The sequence below is a fragment of the Phormidesmis sp. 146-12 genome, from assembly GCF_052939495.1.
The window spans coordinates 111,705-137,360 of record NZ_JBJPHS010000003.1 but is presented as its reverse complement, the minus strand read 5'-3'; the positions used below and the strand labels follow the sequence as shown (position 1 = coordinate 137,360).

Below are 25,656 nucleotides of genomic sequence, written 5' to 3'. Positions count from 1 at the left end.
AAAATTGGGGGGTTGGGGGGCAGAAGCCGTGAACAACGAAGCGAAAAAACTCTCATCGAATTCACGTTAAATTAGTGATGGCTGTGTGACCCGTAAGCACCTGTTTCTGGCTGAAAGGGGGCGATTTCCTCAATGACTTGCAGCCCGCGATGATGAAGTAGATCCTGTAAAACCGAGTCTGGAGAAAGTCGCAAATAGGTTTCGGTAATCTCGATCGCCACATGTCGATTGCCCAAATGATAAGCCGCTTGTAGCAGATCGATCGGATTGCTTGCCGCTACGGTGATCACTGGTTCAGGTTTGGCACAAATTTCAGCGATCTCACCGGACTCAGATTGCAGACGATCGCCATTTCTCAACGTCGTACCTCTGGGCAGATTGAGATACACCGCTTGACCTGCGTCAGTTTGAAATAGGTGGCGCGATCGCGATCGTTCTTCAGCCGTTAGAGAAAGTCGGTGTTGCACTGCGCCATGATGATGAATTCGCTGAGTAAAGATGAGGGTTGCGCCGCTCGTAGAAGGGATCATGAGAAAAGTCTACTGTTAAGAATAATTTTTTGAAGGGTGAATTGCGGCTGAAGAATCATTCAAGCTAATGTAAATCCAGCCACGTTAGAACGGCATATTTTTAATGTTTACTCTAGACTTTGTTTCAGTGATTGCTGCGTTGAATATTCAAGAGGGGCTGCAAGAATCATTAACCTGGATTCAAAGTTTGGGCGCTGTGGGTGCAGTTGTATTCATCGGGCTATACATTCTAGCAACTGTTCTATTCATTCCCGGAACGATTCTCACTTTAGGCGCAGGCGTTGTCTTTGGTGTTGTATTTGGATCAATTTATGTATTCATTGGGGCCACTCTAGGAGGAACGGCCGCGTTTTTGATCGGACGATATCTAGCGCGGGGCTGGGTTTCTCACAAGATTGCAGACAATTCTAAATTTAAAGCGATCGACCAATCCGTGGCGCAATCCGGCTTCAAAATTGTGTTGTTAACTCGCCTATCTCCGATCTTTCCGTTTGTTTTGCTCAATTATGCGTTAGGGGTGACACAGGTTTCACTTAAGGATTTCGTGCTGGGGTCGATTGGCATGATTCCCGCGACCGTTTTATATGTTTACATCGGGTCTTTAGCTGCAAATTTAGCCACCCTGGGCACCCCCAATCAGACGGCTCAAACGGCACAATGGATCTTTAGAATCGTCGGGTTGATTGCCACGATCGCCGTGACAGTTTACATTACCCGAATCGCCCAAAAAGCCCTCAACGACAGTGTTTCATCAGGAGAATCCGATGGTTAATCCAGTGACAATCGCCCCAATGGATGTGCATAATCAGCTTTTGATTTCGCAGGTTCACCCCAATGATTGGATCAATCCTGAACCCGTCGATCGCTACGATCTGGTTGTCATCGGTGCGGGAACTGCCGGATTAGTCGTCGCTGCTGGAGCCGCCGGATTAGGATTAGGGCTGAAGGTGGCGATCGTTGAAAAGCATTTGATGGGCGGTGATTGTTTGAATGTGGGCTGTGTGCCGTCCAAAACGATGATTCGCTCCTCTAGAATTGCCGCTGAGATGCGAAATTCTCACCCGTTTGGCATTCATTCATCAGATGTTGAGGTTGATTTTGCGGCTGTGATGGAGCGGGTTAGACGGATTCGAGCCGGGATTAGTGATGTTGATTCTGCCCAACGATTTCAAAAATTGGGGGTCGATGTGTTTTTGGGTGAGGCGCAGTTTGTGGATGGTCGAACGATCGCCGTTGCAGACAAATCGCTTCGCTTCAAAAAGGCAGTGATTGCAACCGGGGCAAGAGCGTCCCAACCAGACATTCCGGGGCTTGCAGAGGCGGGATACCTGACCAATGAAACAGTTTTCTCGCTCACAGAGCGGCCTCGACGATTGGGAATTATTGGCGGCGGTGCGATCGGCTGTGAGTTTGCCCAAACATTCCAACGACTCGGCTGTGAAGTGGTTTTGTTACATAAGAATGATCACATTCTCGATCGCGAAGATGATGACGCAGCCGAGATCATTCAACGAACATTCATTAAAGAAGGCGTAAAGCTGTTTTTACAATGCACCGTGGAACGAGTTGAGAAAACCTCCGAAGGCAAAGTGATTCACTTTAGGAACGCGAGTGGAAATGATAACGTCACCGTCGATGAAATTCTAATTGGAGTCGGGCGATCGCCCAATGTCGAAAAATTAAATCTGGAAGCGATCGGCGTTGAGTACGACAAACGAGGCGTGAAAGTCAACGATTATCTACAGACGACGAATCCCAAAATCTACGCTGCGGGAGACATCTGCATGAATTGGAAGTTTACTCACGCTGCCGACGCAGCCGCCCGAATTGTAATCAAAAACACGCTCTTTTCACCCTTTGGTTTGGGGCGTTCTAAACTCAGTAGTCTGGTCATGCCTTGGGCAACTTACACCGATCCAGAAGTCGCGCATGTAGGCATGTATGAGCAAGAGATCCGCGCTAAAGGATTAGAGTTTGACACGATTAAAATTCCGTTTGAGAAGGTCGACCGCGCAATCGCAGACGGCGAAACCGATGGCTTTGTCAAAATTCTGCACAAAAAAGGCTCCGATCAAATTTTGGGAGCTACGATCGTGGCTCGTCATGCGGGTGATTTGATCAGTGAGGTGACGCTGGCGATCGTCGGTAAGCGCGGTTTAAATACTTTGTCCGGCGTGATTCACCCTTATCCTACGCAGGCAGAAGCGATCAAAAAAGCAGCCGATGCCTACCGTCGTACTTTGTTAACGCCCAACTCAAAGCGCATTTTGGGATTTCTCACCAAACTGTCCTAAATTTAAGGATTGCAAAAGGGGCATTGGGCAGGGTCAGCCGATCGCACCCCTTGAGGAAACAGAATTTCTTCTTGAAAGCCACATTTCTGGCAGCGATAAAGATGGGACAGCGTTTGATTTGTAGGCGATCCGCACCAGTCACAGGGCAGTCCTAATTTGTGTTCTACTAATTCAAACCCAGGAGTCAAACAGCGTGTGCAAGCATGATTAATCTTCTGTAATAGATATTGTGTAGCTTGTGTAATCACTTTCATTCGAGTTGGGTTGTACATCGCTCTCATATCCGTTTCAAGGTGAATTGTATTCGTGGTTGATGTTGATAATTTAGCGATCGCTTCCTCTAACTTCTCCAGCGTTGTAATTCCTTTGATCATTTGAATCGAATCAGCATTCACTTTAGCAATCAGCCCATGTTCAGGAAAGCCAATTTTGAGTGCAAATTCTTTGGCTTCGTCGAAACAGGTCACCGATCGTTGACTAAAATTTGTCTCCATCGAAATCGCTTCCCCCACAATTTCTAAATCATTGGCACGATCGATCAGCATCACCAATTCTCGATCGCAGGGCAAAATCGGCACCGCAGGATGAGGCGCAAAACTGCCTTCACTGGCGATCGCCAAGTCCATTTTCATCAATTCCATGGCCGCGATCGCTTTTTGTCTAGCCGCTTCTCGCTGATCGCCCACCCGTTTCACCTCGCGAGTAAACGTCCCAAACACATCGGTATCAAACATTTGCGGCACGACGATTTGTATCTCCAACCCCGATTCTAGAATGGGAGCGATCGCCCGTTCCTTATGGTGCATCGTCGCCAAAACTGCCATCCGCCCTGCAAACATCATCCACACCTGACGAAAATTTCCTGCTCCCATTCTCCCAAATTCACAACTCTCAACAGAAACTTTTCCACAAACCATACTCGTTATGACTATGATCTAGATCAGTTTCCTCCCTCCTCCCTCCTCCCTTCTTCCCCCTCACTCCTCACCCCCCACTTCCCCCAATGGCTCACCTCACCCAACGCCGACCCGAAAATGTAGACGGTGATTTTTACGTCGATCGCACCTGCATCGACTGTGACACTTGCCGCTGGATGGCTCCCGAAATTTTTAGACGCGAGTCGAGCATGTCGGCCGTTTATCATCAGCCCCAAAACGAGACCGAACGGCTTCGTGCAATGCAGGCGTTATTGTCCTGTCCGACGGCTTCGATCGGTACCGTTGAAAAACCCAAAGATATCAAATTTGCCCAGCAAAGTTTTCCGATTTTGATTGCTGAAAATGTTTTTCACTGCGGCTATCATGCTGAGAATTCTTTTGGGGCTGCGAGCTATTTGATCCAGCGATCGGACGGCAATATCCTAATAGATTCACCGCGTTTTTCTCCCCCATTGGTAAAGCAAATTGAGGAAATGGGCGGTATTCGTTATCTGTATTTGACCCATCGAGATGATGTGGCTGATCACCAAAAGTTTCACGATCATTTTGGGTGCGATCGTCTTCTCCACGCTGATGAAATTAATCGCAGTACTGAAAGCGTAGAAATCAAACTGACCGGATCTGATCCCTTTCAATTAGATTCAGAACTGTTGATTATTCCCGTTCCAGGACATACGAAGGGCCACACTGTTTTACTGTATCAAAATCAATTTTTGTTTACCGGAGATCATCTTGCCTGGTCTGATCGATTAAAGCAATTGATTGGCTTTCGAGAAGCCTGTTGGTACTCTTGGGATGAGTTGAAGCGATCGATGCAAGCTCTCTCTCATTACTCGTTTGAATGGGTGCTTCCTGGTCACGGACGACGATATCAGGCTGACGCAAAAACAATGCACCAGGAAATGCAAAAATGTCTTGCCTGGATGGGGTTAAATGTTGACAGTGGGGAATGGGATTAAAGAAGGGATGAGGGATGAAGGATGAGGGATGAACTGCAAGACAATCGAATTATTCAAACACTTGAACAAGACTTGCCAACCTTGTTTGAGAAAGACATTCGGTACGACATTTACACTCAAGATATTTTCTTCAAAGATCCGGTAAATATCTTTAAGGGAAAGTTTAATTACCGAATCATTTTCTGGACGCTGCGATTTCACGGTCGGCTGTTTTTTACACAGCTTTTCTTTGACCTGCACAAAGTTTCTCAAATTGATGAATTGACGATTTTGGCAGAGTGGACGGTGCGCGGAACGTTGAGAGTTCCCTGGAAAGGACACGTCTTTTTTAACGGCACTTCAACCTACAGACTCACGCCAGAAGGGTTGATTTACAGTCACCTGGATCAATGGGATCGATCGCCACAAGCCATTCTCAAACAGTTTTTTCAGAAAGCTGAAGATTCAAGAATCTGAGGTAATTTGATCTTTTGAATTTGCCAATCTAAGTTGATGATTGTGGCTGTCAAACATCAGACAAAGCCCAAAATTCACTAACACCAAACTTAAGGTGCCAATCCAAAACCAGCCGTCACCGTTGATTTTATAAATCAGCGCCTCACCAAACACACTCAAACCAGCGCCGATCGCCAACAATCCACTCACCCCTTTCACCAACCACAAAACTTTTTCTCGCTGCATTTCTAAATCCTCTGATCGCGTAGCGAATTCTACCATTCAGGGCAGACTTCCTTTCGATAAAAGTCCGAGTATATTGGGCGTGAGGTTTTGGAGCAGCACATGTTTATCTCTCTGATTGCAGACTACGGGACGGGCGATCCGGCTTTTTCTGAAGTGACTCAGCGCCTGTTGATGGGCATTCCCAACGCACAAATTCAGCTTCTCTCAGTGCCGCCGTTTAGCACTTTGGCTACCGGATTTTGGATCGCGCAGTTGGGGTTGAATCCAGGGCCCGCCGATCGCTTGATCTACCACAATTGTGCGCCTCGCAAAGATGACCTGGAAGCTCGCCAAAACAACGAAGGAGAAGGCTTGACTTATGCGTTGCTGCCCAATGGGGTGAAGGTGGTCGGCGTGAATGCGGGCTATACGCTTTCGTTTATCAAGCCCTACGCCAAACAGTTGCAGATGATTAATGTGTCGCGGGGCGGTTCGCAGTTTCGATCGCGAGATGTCTTTCCCCCGGCGGCAGCGGCGATCGCAAACAATGATTTCAGCTTATTGGGCGAGTTGTTGAATTTGGATCAGATTGCAGATGCACCGAGCGATCGGGTCGCCTGGATCGATGGCTATGGCAATATCAAAACGACGATTCCCTCTCACACGGTCAAGCTTGCACCAGAGGCAAAAGTGGTGATTCGGATTGGGGATGTGGTCAGCGATGCCATTTATTCAGACGGGAGTTTTCGAGTTCCTGAAGGGACGCTGGCTTTTTCTCCGGGCAGTTCTGGCTGGAATGTTGACGGTCAAGAGATTCGCTGGATGGAGTTGTTTTTGCGCGGCGGCAACGCCTGGGAGCGATTTGGCAAGCCTCGGATCAATCAACCCGTGACGCAATTGGGGTAAGCAAAATGGGCGTTGCTGATTGGAGGGATGAATCTGTGGGAAGTGTCCATCTTTTCGCCCCCTAAATCCCCCAAAATTGGGGGACTTTGAACCTTGGGTTTCCCGCCGCTTTGGGGCAATTCATCCCCTGATTCAGCAACGCCTTTTCGTAGGTTGGTGTTGAGCAACGCGAAACCCAACAGCAGCCTTTCTACCGTTGCTAACGTTGGGTTTCACCAGGTTCAACCCAACCTACCTGAAAAGATTTGTCAGTCCATCAGGACTTGCATCTCTAATCTTCTATCAGTTGCTTTAATTCATCAATGTTTGAGGAAAACTTTAATTCACCATTTTGCTCTTCGACTATGCTCGTCTGGTAGTTTTGGTATAATTCTTCCCGTCGCTCTTCTCTCAGGTATTGAGCTAAGAGAGTTTGAATCTCTTGTTTTTCTTCAAATGAGAGGACTTTGATTGCTTCCACCACGTCGCTAAAGCTCATGATTCGCCAGATATCCTTTAGTCTCTATGCCATTAATCTAACATGTCAAAAAAGGTACGATCGTCACCAAGCGATCGACCTCAATTTCTCAAAAACTCAAAACCAGCGTTCCACTAACAACTACAGTTTGAATATTGAAATATTGATAGATGAATTTGCGATCGTATCTCCACTGATAATTGAAGCTGTATCTAATTGAAGCTGTATCGTCGAACGTTTCAAATTTGTCTTCTGGTATAGACAAACCATCCTCTAAGGCAGCAATATAACCTACGATCGCTTCTCTAATATTGAATAGCGCTTCTTCTTTAGTTTTTCCCTGACTGATACATCCTTTCAAGCTTAGACATTCTACAATCCAAATTCCATCTTCGTCTCTGTACAAAATTACTTGTCTCACATCTTGATTCAAATTAATTGATTAACCCGCATCTATGTTCATAAATAAATTACATCCCAATTGTGCCCTCATTAATACTGGTAGAACAATCCTTCTAGCATCGGTTCGACTAGATTTCTTAGACAAAGCGGTGAATAAACTCGCAGATTAGATCGACTCGACCTTTGCGTAAGACTGCGGAATCGAGACGTTCAGTAGTATTGCAGGTCATCAAAACGACTAACTTCTGTTCTAGTTCAGAATGCAGATTGGAGCCGACGCTAATCACACTTTGATATAACGTGCCATCTAATAAACTCAGAATGTGTTCGGTTTTGCTGCTGCTTTGAGCGATTTCGGTAGAACGATCGTGCGCCAGATTATCCGCTTCATTAATAATCAGACAAATCCGTTCAAGATAAGACGGGGGCACAAAGTTTTCTACCGCATCATGATCCAAAATGAAAATTACATATCCTAGTGGAACGAGAACTTCTTTGGCGATCGCCTGCGTCCACGCAGTTTTTCCCGTCCCCGGATCGCCATGCACCACGACGGCCAACCGTCCCTGCTCAATCACCGCCTGCTGAACGGCATCCGTAAAGCTCTGCACTTCTGCCGGAAAGCTGCGAATTGGATATTGAGCGTGAATTTTTCCGACACGGCTTTGATACCCACTCAACATGACGGCTAATCCGTAAGTGGCTTTGCTGATTAGAGGGGTTAAATCCTTAGCCATTAGCGTGTAGAAGCGACGACCCCGATCGAGATAGTCAATCTGCAACCAAACTTCATGTGCTGCCCAGTAAGAATAGGCACTGGTAATCACATCTAGCCGCTCCCAACTGACAAACCGATCGGGCGGAAGATAAAAGTAGCGATCGAGATAATATTGCGTCACCAGATCAGGACGACCCAGAAATTCGAGAATTTGGCGAATGGTGGTTTCTTGAAGACGATTGAGAACGAAGTCGATCGGAATGCTGTTACGACTGACAATCTGACGCACGGGCATTTCGACGGTTAGCGCATCGGCATAGCGGTAATCAGGCGCAGGCGGATCGGGCGTGATGTAGTTCCAAAATTCGTCCAGATCGTAGCGATTGTTTTGAGAAAATAAGCTCGTCAGATTGGCCCACCATGCGTAATTGGTGCGTCCCAGCGTATCGGCGGCGTTGCTGACAATTCCCATGATCCGACGATTCAATTCTGACGTGTCGTTGGCGAGTAGCTGCGTAATGTGGCTCCAGTCAAACTCGCGATACAGCGGCCGCCAACCCGACGCAAGTAGCCCTTGCCCTTTGAGCTTGTTTTGGTCAGAGTTGCCAAAGTTGAAAAAGTCGGGTTGAGTCATGAGAAGTCGGGATGAGGGAGGAGGGAGGAGGGATGAAAGTATTGATGAGTCACTTCATCCGGTTCCAGTCATGCACAATACCAGTCATGCACAATACATTAACGTAAATTTGATGAATGCCTTCGCTGTGGTTGCAGATTCAGGGTGCCTCCTAAATTCCCTATCAATAAAGGACTTTGAACCGCAATTCTTCTCTGAAAGTCTCCCAGAATGGGAAGTTGGGGGGCAGAAGCGCCAAGCAACGTCGCGAAAAATTTCATCGAATCGACGTTACATTACGTATACTACAACTATACTACATCTACTAATAGCCTCGCAAGCGTCTGAGGAGAAATTCAAATCGGCTGCGGGCGAGGGGGAGATGTTCGACAACGGAGGGGCTGAGATCATCGACGAGACTCTCTACCACCTCAGTGGGAAGCTCTTTGCCATAGCCTAACAAACCCACCGTATTGCGGAGGCGATCGGACAGCGACAAGGCGATCGCTCGATAAAATCGGGAAGCAAAGCCCGTATCGTCTGTTAATTTATTCATCAATCGCTGACGGGGCACCGACAAGACTAGCGTTTCTTCGGTTGCGGTGACAGTGGCCGACGGCGGCCGAGTATCGACAAACGAGATTTCGCCAACCACTTCGCCACTGGTGAGATGGGCGATTTTTTTACCCGCAAGGGCTTCGATCGACACCGTGAGCGATCCGGTTAAAACAATATACACCGCGTCTACTGACTTCCCTTCTTGAATCAGGACGGTTCCCGCTGCTAATTCTTCTCGACGGCCGACATAAAGCAGCCAATCTACATCAGCATCCGTTAACACCCCCAAAATAAACAAAATCTTTTTCATAGCGCTGCAAAATGGGGTGAAAAATGCTCAAACTGGCAAAGATCAAAGCATCTGTTTCATTGTAGAAACGGGCGATCGTTTTGTGGAATAACGGATGATCTCTTCAAGCTACTTACAGAGTCCGCCACTCAAAGTCAACGTTTACCGACATACTATTTTCATGAGTTTTGAAGGACGAGAGGCCATGGAGAAGCAACACTCTGTAAAACGAATTTTTGCACAAAAACGAAATACTTGGAGAATTGGATTTTTGGCGGCGTTGTTTGCGATCGCGTTTACGCTCTCTAATTGCAGCAATGCGTCTAATCAAAATAGTTCGACGACCGCTGGAACTAGCTCCCCTTCTCAAGCTGGCGTGTTGGTTTATGGTTCGGTGGGACAGCCTGTCAATTTAGAATCAGGCAACATCACAGACGGCAATTCGGTGGTGGTGCAAAATCAAATTTATAACCGTTTGATCGGCTTTAAGCCGGGAAGCACCGATCTGGAACCCAGTTTAGCGACCTCCTGGACAGTTTCAGCGGATGGAAAAACCTGGACATTCAAGCTGCGATCGGGCGTTAAGTTTCACGACGGCACTGAGTTTGATGCGAATGCGGTTAAGTTTAACTTCGATCGCTGGTGGGACAAAAATGATCCATTTGGCTACCGGAATGCGGGCAAAACCTATGAGATTTGGGATCAGACCTTTGGCGGCTCAAAAGGCGAATCTGCCTCCCTGGTGCAATCTATTACAGTGCCCGACAAATCGACGATTCAGTTTGGGTTAAAGCAGCCGTTTGCGGCCTTTCCGAGCGCGATCGCTTCTGGTTTTTTTGGCATTGCCAGTCCGACTGCAATTAAGAAAGCGGCCGCCAGTTATGGAACGCCTGCGGGTGGAGCGGTGGGCACCGGAGCCTTTGTGTTTAAGGAATGGCGATCGGGCGATCGGATTGTTCTCGAAAAAAATCCCAATTACTGGAAGCCAGATCTGCCCAAAAGCAATCAATTGGTAATGCGATTTGTCACCGATCCGGCCGCACGATTGGCCCAGCTACGCGCCGGACAGCTTGATTTCACCGTCGATCTGGCACCCGATCAAAAGGCAGAAGTCGATCGCGATTCCAACATCACCGCCACGTCGCGCCCTTCGTTTAATGTGGGATATTTGGCGTTAAATCCCAGCTATAAACCTTTGTCTGATGTGCGAGTTCGGCAGGCGATCGCTCATGCGATTAACCAACAGGCGATCGTCAAAGCGTTTTGGGGCGACCTTGCCGAAAATAGTCCCAATTTTATTCCCTCCACACTGTCCTGGGCACAGGCACCTGATCTCAAACCTTACGAGTTTAGTCCCCAAAAAGCGAAGGAATTGTTGACTCAGGCGGGCTTTCCCAACGGTTTTGACTTAGAGCTTTGGTATATGCCCGTTTCGCGTCCCTACTTTCCGACTCCCAAGCCGATCGCCGAAGCTTTTTCCGCAGATCTCAGCGCTGTGGGCATTCGCGTCTCGCTCAAGACCAAAGATTGGGCTGCTTACCTTGCCGATCGCCTCAAGCCACCAGGATTTCAATCCTTTATGCTGGGCTGGACGGGCGACTACGGCGACCCAGACACCTTCTACTATCCGCTGTTTGGCGCAGGCAGCACAAAAGATCTGGGCAACTGGAAAAACGATCGCCTTCAACAACTGCTCGATCAAGGAAGAGCGCTATCTGACCAGGCTGGACGCTCCAAAATCTACGCCGAAGTCGATCGCATTCTGCATCGAGAAGTTTTGAGGTTACCGATCGTCCATTCAAAACCTTTATTAGTTCAGCGTAAAACGATTAACGGTTGGGTTCCCAGTCCGCTTGGCACTGAGCCATTTGAAGGGATTGAGAAGCGATCGTAAACTCTAGCTCTGGTATTCTACAAAGTTCGATTTCACGTTTCTGAGTAAGCTGATTGGAATACTCGATCGCTGGAAAAATTGTTTTTATACCAAGTTGAAAATAAGCTGCAACCAATTAATCAGTCAAACTTAGTCAAAGTCCCCTAGAATTGGGGGATTTAGGGGGCGAGGATCTGTAGCAAGTAACCGTTGATTTGGTATTAGATGTCGATCATAAAGCCAAATTGTGAAGCTTCCAAGTGAGAAGACAGCGACTAAACCCTGCTTAACTCTTGATCACGAACGGGGCTTGTCAAGCTGCAAGCAAAACCCCTGCAAATGCAGCCCACAGCAAAGTCAAAATTTTCCATAACTCGGAGCGGTACCACACAATTTGATAAGCAGATTCATGCAGATAACAAGCAGTATCTAAAGATGATTCACAACTTCTTGAAATTACTTGGCCTTCTTCATTTGCACTCACTACCCCTATCCTCAACGCCACTTAACTCATAACCAACAAGCAATGTTTAACATGTCACTACCTGCAACTGAAACCAACTAACGTTCCCAATCACCCGACGCAAATAGCCTTTGAAACTCAATCAACCAATTCCAAACGTTCTCCAGTGCAGCGCGATCGTTAGGTTGCTGGTAGGTTCGCACTTTCTTCTCTTCTCCAAGTTTGAATTTCATAGTAAAGCAATGGACGTTCATTCACGATCGCTCTTTGAGTTCGGGTCATCCCCAACGCCTCAAGCACTCGAATCGACGCTTTGTTAGGCTCATCAACATCTGCCTCTACTTTCTCCAATCTCAGCACATCAAACGTGTAGCGAAGTATAGAACCTGTAGCTTCCTTGGCATAACCCCGTCCCCAGAGTTGAGGTCGTGTGCCGAAAATTAGACTTGGTGATCCTTGTAATGAATGAAGCAGACCTGAAAACCCTGCTACCCGATCGCTTTGATGCTCAAAAAAGAGCCAAATCCCATAACCATGACTCGCAAAGCTCATCACACTTGTTTCGATAAACGATTTTGCTTCCTCAGTAGAGACTTGTCGATCGTCGAAGAGAAACCGTCGGACATCAGCCTCAGTCCATAACTGGTGTACAGCATCTAAGTCGCTCATCTGACAGGAGCGCAAACTTAACCGTTCGGTGCAAAGCAAATGCGACATAATTCCGATGGCTTGCTTTATGATTGCTCTCAACAAATCCGACGTAGCACTAAGTGACTAGTCGTTCACTCCCAGGCACCGTCTCAACCTAGAGATGAAGTGACCTAACGATGCCCATCACCCGCTGCACATCACCTCTGCATCGTAACAGTCAACTCTCGACAGTCGATGTGTCTGGGTGTTGTTAGGCTGGATCTCAACAATCCCCGCTCTAATTCAAGGCTCCAATCATAACAGTGCCCACCTAAGCCGCTTCAATCTGAATGTTATACCATTCCACAGAAAGCATGTAGCTTGCTTCAATCTAATCTACAAGATCTGCTATTCAAGGACTACAATCAATAGAGAAAGCAATAGAGAAAAAACTCTACCGATGAGGCTCGTCCTTATGGTAATTCACATCGTAGAACTTGAGCGCGCGATCGCCAAACAGCATGAAAAATCACCGTTCTCTGGTGTAATTTGGGTCAAAGAGAAAAGCAAAATTGTTTTTTCTAAAAGTTATGGCTTCGCAAATCGCGCTGAAGCGATACCCAACACCCTTAATACCCGGTTTGCCACAGCCTCTGGCACCAAGACATTTACCAGTGCAGCAATATGCCAACTGGTCGAGAAAAATCTACTCACATTTGATACCCTTCTCAAAGATTGTTTGAATATTCCCTTTCCCACCTTCGATCCAGCGATTTCAGTTCATCATTTGCTAACCCATAGCTCAGGTATTCCAGACTACTTTGATGAGGCAGTGATGGACGACTATGAGGATCTGTGGAAAGAGCGACCGATGTACAGCGTTTGTACTTTGAAAGACTTTTTGCCAATGTTTCAAGATCAGGCGATGGTATTTGCCCCAGGAGAAAGATTCTCTTACAATAATGCGGGATATATCCTATTAGGGTTAATCGTTGAGCAGGTTAGCAAATTGAGTTTCCAGGAGTACGTCGAAGCTAATATATTTGCTATTTGCAATATGACGGATAGCGGGTTTTTCTCAATGGATTGTCTGCCACCGTGCACTGCCTATGGTTATATCCAAAAGTCTGATCAAGAATGGCGAACTAATATCTATGCTCTGCCTATTATCGGTGGCTCAGATGGTGGAGCCTTCACAACGGTTGGAGATTTGGAGAAATTTTGGCAGGTGTTGATGACCCATCAACTTTTATCTGAAGCGATACTCAAGCAAATGCTAACTCCGCACATTCCAACCGGAGAGCAAAGTAGCAGTGAAGCAAATTTTTACTACGGATATGGCATATGGATAGCGAAGCAAGAAGATGTGTTGTCTTATCACATGTTGGGTGGCGACCCTGGAGTCTCTTTTTATTCAGGAATGTATGCGGATCTGGACATTCAAATAACGCTTATGGGGAACATCGTTAATCCATTTGATGATATGCGTAATTGCGTTATGGCTTTTCTTAACTAATGGAAAAGTGCGATCGCCTATTTTCCATAAGTTGAGTGTGTAAACTCCAATCTCCAAATAACCTGTTACAGACGGATCGCCTCTAAGCGGTCAGTGTGCATTGGCGTTATTAGCTGGCGCTACTGCGAAGATAGTTCTATTAATATTCTAATTGCCATTTCATCGACGGAACTATCATTTGCAAAGGCATCCCCATAGTTTGAGAGAATCACGATTCCGGTTTGCTTTGCTCTGTCAAAACCAATGAAGCTAACGTAACCGCCTGTACCACCATTATGCCAATGTACCACTTGCCCATTGGGTAGAGTCGAGATATGCCAAGCCAGACCGATGCTAAGAGTATCACCCATTTCAAAGTAGCGTGCTTGCGATCGCGCTAAAATAGCTGCTCTTTGAGGATCGGACTCACAAAGATGAGCTTGCAAGAACATCACCAAATCTTCGGCGGTTGAACGAAATGCTCCCGCAGGAGCCATCACATCAAAACCCCAGTTTGAGGTTAGCGTTCCATCGGGGGAATGACCTGGTGTAAAGCGTGACTGCTGTTCTAGTGTGAGATGAATTGTTGTATTAGTCATGCCAAGCGGTTGACAAACCATTCCTTTCACCAAATCCTCGTAAGGTTGAGATGTTTTTAGACTCAATAAATGTCCTAATAAGCCCATGCCAAAGTTGGAGTATTCATAGCGTTGACCGGGTTCACTGAGCAACGTCAAACCGACCAATGCTGCATACATCTCCGACGCTGAGTAGCCGAGATAAGGATTGGTTGGATCTTTTATATTGGTCAGGAAACTGTCGGGTAGTTTGGGTAGTCCAGAGGTATGAGTTGCTAACTGGCGCAATGTAATGGATTGAACAGAAGTAGGCAACTGGCTAACGACCTCTTCGGGAAGATAAAGCTGAATGAGATCGTCTAAAGCAACCGTTCCCCCATGCACCAATGCAGCGAGAACTGTCCCTGTAAAAACCTTGGTGACGGAGCCGATTTCATAAATTGTTTGATCATCAGGAAGGGAACAACTGTGATCACTAACTTGACCCAATCCTTTTGTATAATGATGCCCTTGCTGAATTACTCCAATTGTTAAAGCAACCTTTTCTCTTTTGCTCACGTAATCATTCGTGATTTGATTAATTTTATTTTCTAAATTTTGACTATCCATAATCATTAAGTTGGGCTTAATTTTGACTTGAGCGATCGCTGTTGAGTTATAGGTCAAAGCAATATGCGCAATTATGAGTGATAAGCTAACGTTCCTATTGAGCGACTGTCAGCAGTCTTTGCAATGCAACCAAGATTTCTAGTCAGTCCACTTCAATAGAGTTGTTAGCCCAATGTAACCAACAGTTACAAAGCCTGCTGGAGTAAAAATTAACCTGCTTCTGCTAATGGGCAAACGGACAAGACTTCATCGGGGCGCAAAACTTCTACACTAGACAAGTTCCTCCCGCCAATATTGACTTGAATCAACCAAGTGTAACTTTGTCCAAATCATTCAAAACTTTTTCTCTTAACCTACAAGTAAGCACAATTAAAGTTTTTCTAGAAGGACAGCAATCCAACCAGAACCATGTGGATTGACAGAATCACCAGCACCTCCACCTCCTGCACCTGTGATTGATTTAATTTCCCAACCAGCAGCAAGATAGTCCTCTAAATGTTCCTGTACAGTACCGTGGCTTTGCTCCGGTGAACGCTTCCCTGGTATCCGATAGCCTTCTCGGTCTAGATAAATCGTGACTAATTTCTGCATAGATGATTCCCTCCACCACGGTTGCTTCTGTTACGAACGTCAACAAATAATTCATTAGTTACTCCCACAGAGAACTTAGGGGCTAACGTTCCCAATCAGCGGCGGCAAGCAACCTCAAACTAAGCACCAGCGGATTTTGTCCGTCCGCTGCATTGGGGTTGTTATACAGCCGACGCTTACAACTTCAACACCGAACAATCAATCGAGTTTATCTCAGAAAATTCAACTTGTTGGTGTTTTACCTGCCAGTGTACTCAGCCTATCAGAAGGTGTGTTGAACAGATAAAATACTAATTGGGGATGATCCCCAATTAAAGCGCACAGCTCTTTATCATACAGTAAATATTTTCTGCTTTCAGGGCATCTATCATACAATACCTTCATGTAATCTTCTGCTATAAACTTATCGATTCCTTGATTTATTTCAGGTCTGGCATCACGTGCATGTTTAAGTGATACAAACCCTTCCGAGCTACGAGATAGCTCTTTTAAAAGTTCTATGCAAGTTCTCTCAGTGTAGTCATCCAAAGAGGCAAAGCATCTTACAGCATCTTCAAACTTTAAAGAAAGCTCGTTACTCATAATTTCTGAAATTACAATCTCAAGATTGCCAGCGATGATCTCAGTACTTTTCTGAGTTTCACTAATACCTTCATGTGCCGTCAAGTGATAACACAAAAACTGAGCTATATTCAAACTTCCATTTGAAGAACGGGCGATGTCTGTTCTACGATCAAAAACTATATTTAGAGCCGCTTCTCCTCTTCTAATCATTTTGAGAATGATCTCGTCTGCCACTTTTCCAAGCTTAAAGAATTTAACTCTTGTAGCAACATCAAATGACATATTTACAAGACGTTTTCCTGTACTTGGAATACCAACAATAATCAATTTTTTCGGCAATTCATTATCAGCAAGATACTTGAGATAATCAACTAATTTCTCTTGCAAAGTTGCTTCTAGCCTATGAAAGTCATCTATAATGGCTATTCCATTGTGCCATTGTTGTATTGTTGAAATATGAGACAAGTCCTGTGGTTTACGGGCACTTAAAGTCCTTACTTGAAGCCCTTTATCATCTGGATTAACTTCCTCAAGAGCTTTTCTCAGTGCTGTTGTCTTTCCAATACCAGAAGGACCTTCAATAACGACACCAACCCCTGGTTGCATCAAAGCAAGTTTAATTAAATGAAAATTTTGAGGTTCCACAAAAGTGACTGTTGGAACTCCAGAAGTTTTGAACACATCAAATATTTGAAATGACTCTTTAGTAAGTCCAGAGTCTTGTGCAGTTATCTCTGAAGCAACTCCTCCGCCACGAATAGCCTCTATAACTTGTTCTTCTCTAAGTAACTCTTCGCAAACTAAACGTATACCTTTAACAACATTTTCAAATGCTAAATCTTGATTCTCCCAAGTGGTTATGGGCTTTGCATTATTAGGTAATGCTTGTAATTTTCCGAATGGTGCATTAGTCCAGTCAACTGGTCTCAGAATAACTGGAATTATACGAGCCTCCCCTAGTTCATGCCGCTCCATTGCTCGCGCTAGCTCAATATCATAACAGTAATCAGAAGCTAGAAAATCAGCACTAATTAGTGGCAGAATCACCTTGGCAGTTTCTAAATGTTCGCTAATTTGGCTAGCCCATTCTGTGCCTGCACTAATATCCCGATCATGCCAAGCAGAAATCACCTGCTGTCTTTCTAAGAGTTTGAGATGCTTCGCTAATTCATCTCTTAGCCTTTCATCTTTATGGGAATAAGAGAGAAAAAGCTCTATCTTTTGTCTTCCACGTTGGGATGATAATTGAGGTGTACTAACAGATGGAGATTTCTTGCCATCAGCTTTCTGTATTAGAACTGGCGTTAAATTCTCTTGCATTCCTGCCATTGCAATTGCGCTACAGCCAAGTTCATAAGCAAAATCAACTGAACGCCCTGCTCCCAAAGCATCATAAAAACCTACTGAAAACTCAATCGCAGCCTCATCCCCAATTGCTTGTGTCATACCAATGACACTTTTAATATACTGAGCAATCGATTGTGCTTGTACTTCTGAATAGCAACCGTTGAGGACAACACATTCTACTTTGTCAGAAAATAAATCAAACAACCGAGCCAAAGCCTGCCCTTCAATTAGCTTTGGGAGTCCAACTTCGTCCTCAAATACTAAGCCTTCATCCCCAGAACCATGTCCAGAAAAATGCACAATTTGTGGGTCAACATCCAACATAGCTCGTTGAATATCTCTTGGTCGCACCGCCCACTGTTGAGTCAATACAAACTGGTCACGATTCTTGGAACGTCGCAACCCTGCCTCAATATCTCGAACTTCTGCATCTAACCGAAGTCTTGAGGTTCCTTTTGGATTTGCGGCTAAAACCAAAATTCTTTTGACCGGAACTGCATCACTCATAATTAGGCTGCAACAGAATTATTAATTAACAGTTAGTATAACTTCGCTTTTACTACCGTACAAACATAAGCTTATTGTGCCTATAGCTTCCCGCAGGTTAAGGACTTACAGATGGTCTTGTGGTTAGCCCCCATAGATAACCCACGCTGTATAACGGCGCGGTTGAGCGGCTGCAAGTAACTTTTGCCGCAACACCATCAATTTTCGACAGTCCGCTCCAACCGAATTGTTAGACCTCAGTTTCCCAGAACTCTGTGCTCAACGACATCTTACGTTCTCTCTAAAGAAGCTTTAAGCGCAGCTTTGTACTTGTTCCTCAACTGCTTAGAAACTAGACCACCCTGCTGAATCTGGGTAAGAATAGACATTGAACAAGACCCTTTCGGGATAGGACTACCAACGGTCATCAACCCAGCCAACTCAGTAGCATCCATCTCACGGGCAAATCGGTAAGCTACAACAGACTCACGTACAATAAAGCTAGGTACACCTGAACCCGGCAAGAGAACGCAGGCAGTTTCAGAACTGTTTCTCCGAGTGGTTACATTAACAAACAGGTAGCTGCTTCCAGAAGTTTGTGCAATTGCAATATAAAGATGTTCGCCGTTGGGAGGTGTATCTATCAAAAAAGCATCTCCCAGATTAATGGTGATGCTAGACATTCAAAACCCTATCTAAATACGCCTCCCGAATGGCTTCTTGCTGAATCTCCTCTATTTCCTCATCACTTTTACCCACATTTTTGAGAACTTCTTCTACTGAAATCGGGATGGCAGAACCATGAGGGTCTTGCCACTCTGGAAGATCGTGAGTCCACTCAGCAACATCAAAAGGGTCAAGATGACCAAAAATCTGATAAACCTGTTGAATGATTTCCTCCTCCTCTTCACAGAGTTCTTCGCTTCCTGGATCGCCTAGTAAAGAAACGTGGTTCGTGTTTCGAGGAGAAATAAATTTAGACCAGAGAGGTAAAGCATCATCGACAGGCTTCCCCTTAATTAGGTCATAAACACCGCTAAGCACAGGACCATAATCCATTGATACGTAATGGTCACCAGTAATCGGTTGTTCCATGCGGTCTAATGCAATACGGTCAGCGATATAAAGCATCTTAAGCAAGCCTAAATATTTCATAGGCTTGCCATGGAGCTTTAAGAGTGTTGCTGCGGCTTCAACAGCTTTTTCTGGATGAAACTGAAACACGATTGGCATGGCTACCCTAGATGGATTGCTTGACCTACATACCCTTATTGTAAAGCCTCAGCATTTGTCCAGTCATCAGTAATTTGGTAACCCGCGTGTATTGATCACGGGGTCGTGAGGTCTAACGGCAAAGGTCAGCGGCTATAGATCACACCCGAAACGCAGACGAGAAGGGCAAATCAGTCCGCTGCACCGACGTGTTGGGGAGCTTCTTCGCACTGAACGAGAAATGCTTCGCGCAACATGACGAAGAATCTTTGCAGCACCGCTATCGACGAACCCACCATCAACGAAGCAAACTACACGCGGAACTCTCGAAACAACGAGTTGAACGAGAGAAGCCTGTATCTTTGCGCTCACCGCGAGAGGCTGCCCAACTTGTGTTTAGACTGATCTGATCGATTTAACCTCCCTGATTCGGGTGATTAGACTGAAAATTGTCTGGCTAACCCTCCCAAGGGGGCGATTAGGCTGAAAAACTTTCGGATAACTCCTCAAATCTGAGATTAGGACAGACAAGATTCTGTACAACACCCCAAATTGGGAAGTTAGGCAGAATTACGCTTGCATCAACATAATATCTTTGGGCTAGGAAATAATTCGATAACTTCAAGAAATCTTTGTAGTTGATTATGGTGGTATTTAGTACTTTAATACTATCTAACTTCTCCGAGACTCCTTTATGGAACCGCGCCCCTAAAAAACTGCTTGACCAAGTTCGTGATGCCATTCGTCTGAAACACTATAGACATTGAAGCTTTTCTTAATCATCTGACAGTCTCAGAGCAAGTTTCTGCCTCTACTCAAAACCAGGCGCTCTGTGTCTTGACTAAAACGGAAGGTACAAGGAACGAGTCGATCCCCAAATGCCTGATTAACGTTTCTCCAAAAAATGGGGTATTCCAAAAAATCAAAAATCTGTGTAAGATGTCCGCAGGTGGAGATCACGCCCCGGAAATCTGATTTAGCCGATCAGACCTCCGAGGACTTCCACCTAAGTTACACGAACTAACTTCGGAGGCGTTCATGATTGTACTACGTCTGCTTTGCGATGGGATCTTGAAAGGTTGGAATCAAGATCCTGCATACCCTTCACACCACTGGGGAGCGTTTGAGCCATTGCTGTGTAGTTCCCCAGCCGGGGAAACGGCGCTCCCATCCTCTTTGAACTAAACCAGAGAGGACAAAACAACATGGCCGTTAGGAGACACCTTTCTGACTCGGTTTCGTTTAGCTTTGAGTTGCAATGCTCGTTAGTGAGACGATATCAAGTCACCGTTACCTTGGATTTGCAAGACTGTTTGATTTTTGTGCCCTCTGGCATTCTCTCGGATGTAAGAGATTGTATTGACGAATTCGTTGAACAATTGAGTGAAATTGCATCAAGTCAATTAGCCTATCTCAAATGGGATGGCACGAGCGATTTAACGACTGAATATCAAGTGATTCGCGTGTTAGCGGGCTATCAAGTGCAACGGTCTCTAATGAAGTTCGATATTGTCATGGGCGCTGGTTCACTCATACATTTGGAGGAATTGCACAACAAAAAGACAATTCAACTTTAGGGAGTCCTTGGGAAGCCCCCCAAATCCCCCACGAGTGAGGGACTTTGAACCGCAAATTGGTCTTAAAGTCCGCCAGAATTGGGCGGTTGGGGGGCAGAAGACTTCAACACCGCAGCGAAAAAGTTTGATCGAATCGAAGCGTTTAGAAAATTCAGAGACCTAGAAGATCGCCCTACAAATCCGTGAGCGTCGATCGAGGAATTGCATATACATCTTTGCCTTGCCCGATCGCAAATCGAACCGACTGCCCCACCGTTTTGCTACACATCGTCGTAAAAACCGTCAGTGCCGCGAACGTCAAAATCGTACCCATTCCAAACAAGCCGCGATAGCCCATCTGATCCGCCACAATGCCCAAAATCGGCCCGGCCAACGCAATCCCCAAATCAAAGCCGCCCATAAACAGACCAAAGATTCGTCCCCGCTCGTGAGGCTGACAGCGATCGGCCACCAGCGCAATCATAATCGGCAAAAATGTTCCGCCCCCCATGCCTTCGAGTGCCCCAGCCAACAAAAATGAAGTGCGATCTTGAGCCAGCCACAACAACAACATTGCGACTCCATAACAAGACAGCCCGATCGTGATAAAAATGCCTCGCCCATAGTGATCGGACGCTCGACCCGTGACAAATCGCACCACAAAACTCGTCACCGCTGCCGCCGTATAAAACAATCCCGAATTTAGATCAACATCAGCCGCGTCAATATAAAGAGGAATGAAAGTGACAATTGTGCCAAACGCTAACCCGATTAGCAGCATCGTAAGAGCAGGAATGCGAATGCGATCGCTCAACAACACCTGCCAAAACGAAGCTTCTTTTTCTCCAACATCCAATTGAGAACGCGCCGCCAAAGGAGGACTGGCAATTTGAACTGCACAAATCAAACTAATCAGACCCAAAGCAGAAGAAACCAAAAACACAGGCGCAAATCCCTGCCAAGTCTGCAAATACCCTCCCATTGCTGGACCTAGCGCCATTCCGATCGGGTTCACCAAACTCATGTAGCCAATCAGTTCACCTCGATTTTGCGGCGGAGAGATATCCACCACCAGCGCACTATAAGCCGTCGTAAACGCTGCAATACTGATGCCATGAAAGACGCGAATCACCATCAGCAACAAGAGCGACTGAGTGAATAAATGGCAAACGGGCGCGATCGCCGCCGCCGAAATCCCAATCAGCATCACAACCTTACGGCCACGAGTGTCAGACATGTTGCCCAACATCGGCCGAAACACCAGCAACCCGACAGCAAACGCTCCCATGACCAGTCCAAGCTGTTGATTAGAAGCTCCGATCGACTTCACATAAGGCGGCAAAACAGGCAACAAACTCGCCAAACTCGCCCAAAACAGCAGCCCCGCCGTAAACATCCCTCCCAGATTACGCTTGGTCTGCGTGCCGAGAGTTGCGATCGTATTCAATGCTCCAGTCCTTGTGATAGCTGCAAGAGTTTAGGATAACAAGTTTGGAGGGATGAAGGGTGAGGGATGAGGGATGAAAGGGTTTGGTTGTAGTTGTTCAGAAATTTACTCCCGATACATCGTGTTATCTTCGGGTTGCTGAACGATGTCATCAAATCACCTCTCAACTCCAGAAGCCTTCAGAAACACAACCAATCAACGATTCATCCCTCATCCCTCATCCCTCATCCCTCATCCCTCATCCCTACTTCCTACTTCCTACTTCCTCGACATGATCGCAGGCATCAACACGCCATCAATCACATGAATCGTTCCGTTGTGGCTGAGAATATCGGTTTGCAAAACTTTTGTGTCGTTGACGGTCACACCATTGTCGTCATGCTCGATCGCCACAATTGATCCTTCCATCGTTTCGGCTTCTTCGATTTGAACCAGGTCATCCGATCGCACGTCTCCAAACAAGATGTGATAGCCCACAATTTGCTTAAGCGTGTGCAAATCAAGTGATTCCAAAGTTCCTTCTGGCAATTTCTCAAACGCTTCGTCCGCGGGCGCTAACACCGTAAAAAACTCATCGCTTTCTAGCAGAGGCGCAAATCCTGTTTTTTCGACGGCTGCAACCAGCGTTTTGAACTTTCCAGCACTTTTAGCAGTCTCTAATAAATTAGGTAAATCAAGCATGGTGTGTTTCGTCCTGTGAATTCCTACTTTGTTAAGAAATAGAAGGAATGGGAGCGATCGCACATCATTCAAAGGAGAGAAGTCCAGATTGAAAGCAAGCCTATTAGCTGTCTTCAGCTACTTTGCAATCATCGATCGTACTGTACATGAGTTTCATTTCAAAATCTTCCTTAGAGATGACTTAATCGCCACACAGATCAAACTTGGCTTTGAGGAGATTCACGCCCAATTTGCTGTTGAAGGTGCCGGACTTCCTCAACTGATAAACCTGTTGAAGATGCAATGAGACTGATATCTACACCTCCTCGTAAAAGATTGCAAGCGATCTCCCTTATCTTTTCGTCTTGAATCGAACGGTAAATCACAGATTCTTGCATGACATCCCTCCGCACTAATCGATAAATTACATCCTTCTCCAATCGTAACCCAGCTAGAATCGCTGAAGCTGCCATCAGATTTGCTTGAGTCGTAGGTTCTTCAATCTGATCCACAATTTGAGTTGCCTGACGCAACATCTCTGCTGGATCAGCACTCTGCCCTAGTGCCGCAAAGGGAAGCAGTCCAGGATACTGAAGAAACCGTGAGACGGGTTGCTCCCACAGTCGAATTACCTGAAAATCGTGACGGGTGCTTTCTAGAGTAAAGCTAGTTTGATAGGCGAGTTCTGAGGCGGTGGACTTTAGATAGATCACCACTTGCTGCATGGTTTTGTCGTCATAGCGCCGATGTCCGCGAACGCGATAATCCAACATCCGAAATGGAATTTTTTTCTTTGGTAATGTTTGAAACTCGATGTGGAGGCTGGATTGATCGGACTGAAGCAGAATCATGGCATCTGCTCGAATGGGTTCGAGGGAGAGTTCAGAAGGTTTCAATTCTGCCATCGCAATAGGTTCTCCTAGCAGCCAACTAGCAAAATCGGTGGAAAAGTGTTCAGCAAGAAATCGGCAGGTGTCATCGTACATGGAGGAGATTTTACACCTGACTATGCCAATTTGATTTTGGAAAGAGTCCAAGTTTGATGGAGGCTCATTACGAGCGATCGCACATCATTCAAAGGAGAGAAGTCCAGTTCCAATTCAAACTACGCCATTTCCTCGGCTGACAGATCTTCCCATCGCTTCCGCAAAAGTTGCCACTCGATTTGGTGCCATTCTTTCTCGTGCATCCAATCTGCGCCTGGATGGGATTTGACTGCTACAAATCCATATCGACGTGCCAAGCGGGTTACTCGCACATTGGCATCGATAGAAAAGCCTACAATCTCTTGCAGCTCTAAATGACAGAAACCAAACTCAATCAAACGACTGGCAACTTCAATAGCATAACGATAACGTCCCCAATATTGGGGTGCTAACTCAATGCCCAATTCTGCTTTTGTCTCATCATCGCCCACCTGACGCAAACCACAGCAGCCAACTAACTCCTGCCGATTTTTGAGAGAAGCGATCGCAAGTTGATAATTACGGCGAGGTTGTTCTTCTGACCACTGAATAAACAGACGAAGTAACGCTCTTGTATAATCAGGTTCTACTTCTGTAGGCGCACAGAATTGTGCATACTGCGGATCAGCATGATAGGCGAGAAAGTTAGGCTCATCTTCTAGAGAAAAGTCACGTAACAGAAACCTTTTGGTGATGATTTCCATATTCAATAGAAAAGTTTATTAAAGAAGTAGATATCCAGGACTACCACTTCCTAATTTAATTATTGTCTCAATTTATTGTCTAACTACTTGAATGAATGCCTCTTTCTTTTAACTGCTGCACAAAGTATTCCTCTAACGAAGGCCGAGCTAAATGAATTGAAATTAACTGCGCCTTCATTAGTCGTAAACTAGCAATAAAATCTTGAGGTTCGCCGCGCAAATGCCCCACCCAGTTGCCTTCTTGAAATTCTAGATTTGCCAATCGCTGCTTGAGAATATCGGGATTTCCGCCTTTGACGACGACTTGGTAAGTATCAGCAGTTCCCAACAGATCTTGGAGTGACCCGATCGAGATCAATTCACCCTGAGCTAAAATCGCCACGCGATCGCACACCTTCTCAACATCCGACAGCACATGACTGTTAAAAAAAATCGTTTTGCCCTGCGCCTTGAGCGACAGAATAATTTCGCGAATTTGGTAGCGTCCGAGCGGATCGAGTCCTGACATTGGCTCATCCAAAAACACCAGTTCAGGATCATTAATCAACGCCTGCGCCATGCCAATTCGTTGCAGCATTCCTTTGGAATATTGACGGAGTTGCTTTTTTTTGGCGGCAGATTGCGCGAGTCCGACCAGATCCAGCAGTTCGGGAATGCGTTTTTTTTGAATCGATCGCGGCACTCCAAACAGTCCCGCCGTAAATTTGAGAATCTCCCATCCCGTCAAATAATCGTAGAAATAAGGATTTTCGGGCAGATAGCCCACTCGTTGTTTGACGGATCGATCGCCCAAAGGCGCGCCCAGCAAGGTGGCTCGTCCCGATGTCGGTCTAACAATCCCCAGCAGCGTTTTTAAGAGCGTGGTTTTTCCAGCCCCATTTTGACCGAGCAATCCAAACGTTTCGCCTTGATAGATTGTCAGACTCACTTTCTTGAGCGATCCGATCTTCTGGTTGAGCCAAAACCCTGTGCGATAGACCTTGCTCAACTCAAACGTCTGAATCACGATCGCCCGATCGTTTTCAGCAGGTTCGCTCAGTAAATCCACAGCAGTATCCATCGTCTCTCGTCTCATTGGCTAGGTGATATTAAAACACTTTATCGGATGTCCTTCTCACTAGATTTTGCAGTCTTTTTTGCAGTCTTCTAAGT

27 protein-coding genes are annotated in these 25,656 nt (G+C 45.9%); 9 read left to right on the top strand and 18 right to left on the bottom strand.

Going from position 1 to position 25,656, the window contains the following annotated elements; genetic code table 11:
• Positions 1–71: 71 nt before the first annotated feature.
• Complete coding sequence (gene ureE, locus ACKFKF_RS02625; protein ID WP_446866256.1) at positions 72–530, bottom strand: urease accessory protein UreE; 459 nt, start codon at positions 528–530, stop codon at positions 72–74.
• Positions 531–633: 103 nt separating this feature from the next.
• On the opposite strand from ureE, the gene ACKFKF_RS02620 reads away from it, so the two are divergent.
• Together ACKFKF_RS02620 and ACKFKF_RS02615 are read left to right on the top strand one after the other, a co-directional pair.
• A complete protein-coding gene (locus ACKFKF_RS02620; protein ID WP_446866255.1) occupies positions 634–1,302 on the top strand; it encodes a TVP38/TMEM64 family protein in 669 nt (222 codons plus the stop codon).
• A complete protein-coding gene (locus ACKFKF_RS02615; RefSeq protein WP_446866254.1) occupies positions 1,295–2,824 on the top strand; it encodes a mercuric reductase in 1,530 nt (509 codons plus the stop codon). Before ACKFKF_RS02620 ends, ACKFKF_RS02615 begins: the two co-directional genes overlap by 8 nt.
• Before the next feature lie 2 nt (positions 2,825–2,826).
• On the opposite strand, the gene ACKFKF_RS02610 is transcribed toward ACKFKF_RS02615, so the two are convergent.
• The gene (locus tag ACKFKF_RS02610; protein WP_446866253.1) at positions 2,827–3,696 is read right to left on the bottom strand and encodes a DUF6671 family protein; all 870 of its coding nucleotides are present in this window, start codon (positions 3,694–3,696) and stop codon (positions 2,827–2,829) included.
• 131 nt (positions 3,697–3,827) lie between these two features.
• On the opposite strand from ACKFKF_RS02610, the gene ACKFKF_RS02605 reads away from it, so the two are divergent.
• Together ACKFKF_RS02605 and ACKFKF_RS02600 are read left to right on the top strand one after the other, a co-directional pair.
• Complete coding sequence (locus ACKFKF_RS02605; RefSeq protein WP_446866251.1) at positions 3,828–4,721, top strand: MBL fold metallo-hydrolase; 894 nt, start codon at positions 3,828–3,830, stop codon at positions 4,719–4,721.
• 21 nt (positions 4,722–4,742) lie between these two features.
• The gene (locus ACKFKF_RS02600) at positions 4,743–5,177 is read left to right on the top strand and encodes a DUF2358 domain-containing protein (protein WP_446866250.1); all 435 of its coding nucleotides are present in this window, start codon (positions 4,743–4,745) and stop codon (positions 5,175–5,177) included.
• On the opposite strand, the gene ACKFKF_RS02595 is transcribed toward ACKFKF_RS02600, so the two are convergent.
• Positions 5,166–5,438: a hypothetical protein gene (locus tag ACKFKF_RS02595; protein ID WP_446866249.1), complete on the bottom strand. Its 273-nt coding sequence runs from the start codon at positions 5,436–5,438 to the stop codon at positions 5,166–5,168. The two genes, ACKFKF_RS02600 and ACKFKF_RS02595, sit on opposite strands and share 12 nt — an antisense overlap.
• Before the next feature lie 63 nt (positions 5,439–5,501).
• Between ACKFKF_RS02595 and ACKFKF_RS02590 the strand changes: the two genes are divergently transcribed.
• On the top strand, positions 5,502–6,287 hold the full coding sequence (locus ACKFKF_RS02590; RefSeq protein ID WP_446866248.1) for an SAM hydrolase/SAM-dependent halogenase family protein: 786 nt from the start codon (positions 5,502–5,504) through the stop codon (positions 6,285–6,287).
• 271 nt (positions 6,288–6,558) lie between these two features.
• Here the strand turns inward: ACKFKF_RS02590 and ACKFKF_RS02585 are convergent, their stop codons facing one another.
• The 4 genes from ACKFKF_RS02585 to ACKFKF_RS02570 all read right to left on the bottom strand — a co-directional run bounded on the left by ACKFKF_RS02585 (position 6,559) and on the right by ACKFKF_RS02570 (position 9,345).
• A complete protein-coding gene (locus tag ACKFKF_RS02585; RefSeq protein ID WP_446866247.1) occupies positions 6,559–6,750 on the bottom strand; it encodes a hypothetical protein in 192 nt (63 codons plus the stop codon).
• A 103-nt stretch (positions 6,751–6,853) separates the two neighbouring features.
• Positions 6,854–7,177: a type II toxin-antitoxin system HicB family antitoxin gene (locus ACKFKF_RS02580; protein ID WP_446866246.1), complete on the bottom strand. Its 324-nt coding sequence runs from the start codon at positions 7,175–7,177 to the stop codon at positions 6,854–6,856.
• Between the two features lie 106 nt (positions 7,178–7,283).
• Positions 7,284–8,498, bottom strand: a complete 1,215-nt coding sequence (locus tag ACKFKF_RS02575) for an AAA family ATPase (RefSeq protein ID WP_446866245.1) — start codon at positions 8,496–8,498, stop codon at positions 7,284–7,286.
• Between the two features lie 304 nt (positions 8,499–8,802).
• Positions 8,803–9,345: a cyclic nucleotide-binding domain-containing protein gene (locus ACKFKF_RS02570; RefSeq protein WP_446866244.1), complete on the bottom strand. Its 543-nt coding sequence runs from the start codon at positions 9,343–9,345 to the stop codon at positions 8,803–8,805.
• 184 nt (positions 9,346–9,529) lie between these two features.
• Between ACKFKF_RS02570 and ACKFKF_RS02565 the strand changes: the two genes are divergently transcribed.
• On the top strand, positions 9,530–11,218 hold the full coding sequence (locus ACKFKF_RS02565) for an ABC transporter substrate-binding protein (RefSeq protein ID WP_446866243.1): 1,689 nt from the start codon (positions 9,530–9,532) through the stop codon (positions 11,216–11,218).
• Positions 11,219–11,840: 622 nt separating this feature from the next.
• Here ACKFKF_RS02565 and ACKFKF_RS02560 read toward each other — a convergent pair.
• Positions 11,841–12,377: a GNAT family N-acetyltransferase gene (locus ACKFKF_RS02560; protein WP_446866242.1), complete on the bottom strand. Its 537-nt coding sequence runs from the start codon at positions 12,375–12,377 to the stop codon at positions 11,841–11,843.
• Positions 12,378–12,765: 388 nt separating this feature from the next.
• On the opposite strand from ACKFKF_RS02560, the gene ACKFKF_RS02555 reads away from it, so the two are divergent.
• Positions 12,766–13,806 carry a serine hydrolase domain-containing protein gene (locus ACKFKF_RS02555; protein WP_446866241.1) on the top strand — a complete coding sequence of 347 codons (1,041 nt, stop codon included), beginning with the start codon at positions 12,766–12,768 and terminating at the stop codon, positions 13,804–13,806.
• A 119-nt stretch (positions 13,807–13,925) separates the two neighbouring features.
• Here the strand turns inward: ACKFKF_RS02555 and ACKFKF_RS02550 are convergent, their stop codons facing one another.
• From ACKFKF_RS02550 to ACKFKF_RS02530, 5 genes are all read right to left on the bottom strand, one after another.
• On the bottom strand, positions 13,926–15,029 hold the full coding sequence (locus ACKFKF_RS02550; RefSeq protein ID WP_446866240.1) for a serine hydrolase domain-containing protein: 1,104 nt from the start codon (positions 15,027–15,029) through the stop codon (positions 13,926–13,928).
• 312 nt (positions 15,030–15,341) lie between these two features.
• Positions 15,342–15,563, bottom strand: coding sequence for a hypothetical protein (locus ACKFKF_RS02545; RefSeq protein WP_446862325.1), 222 nt, complete (start codon positions 15,561–15,563; stop codon positions 15,342–15,344).
• Positions 15,564–15,785: 222 nt separating this feature from the next.
• The gene (locus ACKFKF_RS02540) at positions 15,786–17,981 is read right to left on the bottom strand and encodes a TIR domain-containing protein (protein WP_446866239.1); all 2,196 of its coding nucleotides are present in this window, start codon (positions 17,979–17,981) and stop codon (positions 15,786–15,788) included.
• A gap of 269 nt (positions 17,982–18,250) precedes the next feature.
• Entirely contained in the window at positions 18,251–18,643 is a 393-nt protein-coding gene (locus tag ACKFKF_RS02535) for a hypothetical protein (protein WP_446866238.1), read from the bottom strand.
• A complete protein-coding gene (locus ACKFKF_RS02530) occupies positions 18,636–19,193 on the bottom strand; it encodes a Panacea domain-containing protein (protein WP_446866237.1) in 558 nt (185 codons plus the stop codon). The genes ACKFKF_RS02535 and ACKFKF_RS02530 overlap by 8 nt, the downstream gene beginning before the upstream one ends.
• A 735-nt stretch (positions 19,194–19,928) precedes the next feature.
• On the opposite strand from ACKFKF_RS02530, the gene ACKFKF_RS02525 reads away from it, so the two are divergent.
• A complete protein-coding gene (locus ACKFKF_RS02525; protein WP_446866286.1) occupies positions 19,929–20,147 on the top strand; it encodes a phage integrase N-terminal SAM-like domain-containing protein in 219 nt (72 codons plus the stop codon).
• Positions 20,148–20,377: 230 nt separating this feature from the next.
• Positions 20,378–20,749, top strand: a complete 372-nt coding sequence (locus ACKFKF_RS02520; RefSeq protein WP_446866236.1) for a hypothetical protein — start codon at positions 20,378–20,380, stop codon at positions 20,747–20,749.
• 172 nt (positions 20,750–20,921) lie between these two features.
• Here the strand turns inward: ACKFKF_RS02520 and ACKFKF_RS02515 are convergent, their stop codons facing one another.
• From ACKFKF_RS02515 to ACKFKF_RS02495, 5 genes are all read right to left on the bottom strand, one after another.
• Positions 20,922–22,175 carry an MFS transporter gene (locus ACKFKF_RS02515; protein WP_446866235.1) on the bottom strand — a complete coding sequence of 418 codons (1,254 nt, stop codon included), beginning with the start codon at positions 22,173–22,175 and terminating at the stop codon, positions 20,922–20,924.
• Between the two features lie 258 nt (positions 22,176–22,433).
• Positions 22,434–22,856 carry a fasciclin domain-containing protein gene (locus ACKFKF_RS02510; protein WP_446866234.1) on the bottom strand — a complete coding sequence of 141 codons (423 nt, stop codon included), beginning with the start codon at positions 22,854–22,856 and terminating at the stop codon, positions 22,434–22,436.
• Positions 22,857–23,053: 197 nt separating this feature from the next.
• Positions 23,054–23,821, bottom strand: coding sequence for an Rpn family recombination-promoting nuclease/putative transposase (locus ACKFKF_RS02505; RefSeq protein WP_446866233.1), 768 nt, complete (start codon positions 23,819–23,821; stop codon positions 23,054–23,056).
• A 119-nt stretch (positions 23,822–23,940) separates the two neighbouring features.
• Entirely contained in the window at positions 23,941–24,504 is a 564-nt protein-coding gene (locus ACKFKF_RS02500; RefSeq protein ID WP_446858531.1) for a GNAT family N-acetyltransferase, read from the bottom strand.
• Between the two features lie 79 nt (positions 24,505–24,583).
• Entirely contained in the window at positions 24,584–25,564 is a 981-nt protein-coding gene (locus ACKFKF_RS02495; RefSeq protein ID WP_446866232.1) for an ABC transporter ATP-binding protein, read from the bottom strand.
• Positions 25,565–25,656 lie beyond the last annotated feature (92 nt).

What these genes read in the sequence shown, in the direction of transcription:
- ACKFKF_RS02500 (WP_446858531.1), bottom strand. Translation starts at nt 24,504, where the DNA reads ATGGAAATCATCACCAAAAGGTTTCTGTTACGTGACTTTTCTCTAGAA.
- ACKFKF_RS02540 (WP_446866239.1), bottom strand. Translation starts at nt 17,981, where the DNA reads ATGAGTGATGCAGTTCCGGTCAAAAGAATTTTGGTTTTAGCCGCAAAT.
- ACKFKF_RS02600 (WP_446866250.1), top strand. Translation starts at nt 4,743, where the DNA reads ATGAGGGATGAACTGCAAGACAATCGAATTATTCAAACACTTGAACAA.
- ureE (WP_446866256.1), bottom strand. Translation starts at nt 530, where the DNA reads ATGATCCCTTCTACGAGCGGCGCAACCCTCATCTTTACTCAGCGAATT.
- ACKFKF_RS02495 (WP_446866232.1), bottom strand. Translation starts at nt 25,564, where the DNA reads ATGGATACTGCTGTGGATTTACTGAGCGAACCTGCTGAAAACGATCGG.
- ACKFKF_RS02605 (WP_446866251.1), top strand. Translation starts at nt 3,828, where the DNA reads ATGGCTCACCTCACCCAACGCCGACCCGAAAATGTAGACGGTGATTTT.
- ACKFKF_RS02560 (WP_446866242.1), bottom strand. Translation starts at nt 12,377, where the DNA reads ATGTCGCATTTGCTTTGCACCGAACGGTTAAGTTTGCGCTCCTGTCAG.
- ACKFKF_RS02555 (WP_446866241.1), top strand. Translation starts at nt 12,766, where the DNA reads ATGGTAATTCACATCGTAGAACTTGAGCGCGCGATCGCCAAACAGCAT.
- ACKFKF_RS02570 (WP_446866244.1), bottom strand. Translation starts at nt 9,345, where the DNA reads ATGAAAAAGATTTTGTTTATTTTGGGGGTGTTAACGGATGCTGATGTA.
- ACKFKF_RS02565 (WP_446866243.1), top strand. Translation starts at nt 9,530, where the DNA reads ATGGAGAAGCAACACTCTGTAAAACGAATTTTTGCACAAAAACGAAAT.
- ACKFKF_RS02620 (WP_446866255.1), top strand. Translation starts at nt 634, where the DNA reads ATGTTTACTCTAGACTTTGTTTCAGTGATTGCTGCGTTGAATATTCAA.
- ACKFKF_RS02545 (WP_446862325.1), bottom strand. Translation starts at nt 15,563, where the DNA reads ATGCAGAAATTAGTCACGATTTATCTAGACCGAGAAGGCTATCGGATA.
- ACKFKF_RS02615 (WP_446866254.1), top strand. Translation starts at nt 1,295, where the DNA reads ATGGTTAATCCAGTGACAATCGCCCCAATGGATGTGCATAATCAGCTT.
- ACKFKF_RS02610 (WP_446866253.1), bottom strand. Translation starts at nt 3,696, where the DNA reads ATGGGAGCAGGAAATTTTCGTCAGGTGTGGATGATGTTTGCAGGGCGG.
- ACKFKF_RS02510 (WP_446866234.1), bottom strand. Translation starts at nt 22,856, where the DNA reads ATGCTTGATTTACCTAATTTATTAGAGACTGCTAAAAGTGCTGGAAAG.
- ACKFKF_RS02535 (WP_446866238.1), bottom strand. Translation starts at nt 18,643, where the DNA reads ATGTCTAGCATCACCATTAATCTGGGAGATGCTTTTTTGATAGATACA.
- ACKFKF_RS02575 (WP_446866245.1), bottom strand. Translation starts at nt 8,498, where the DNA reads ATGACTCAACCCGACTTTTTCAACTTTGGCAACTCTGACCAAAACAAG.
- ACKFKF_RS02530 (WP_446866237.1), bottom strand. Translation starts at nt 19,193, where the DNA reads ATGCCAATCGTGTTTCAGTTTCATCCAGAAAAAGCTGTTGAAGCCGCA.
- ACKFKF_RS02595 (WP_446866249.1), bottom strand. Translation starts at nt 5,438, where the DNA reads ATGGTAGAATTCGCTACGCGATCAGAGGATTTAGAAATGCAGCGAGAA.
- ACKFKF_RS02505 (WP_446866233.1), bottom strand. Translation starts at nt 23,821, where the DNA reads ATGTACGATGACACCTGCCGATTTCTTGCTGAACACTTTTCCACCGAT.
- ACKFKF_RS02590 (WP_446866248.1), top strand. Translation starts at nt 5,502, where the DNA reads ATGTTTATCTCTCTGATTGCAGACTACGGGACGGGCGATCCGGCTTTT.
- ACKFKF_RS02520 (WP_446866236.1), top strand. Translation starts at nt 20,378, where the DNA reads ATGGCCGTTAGGAGACACCTTTCTGACTCGGTTTCGTTTAGCTTTGAG.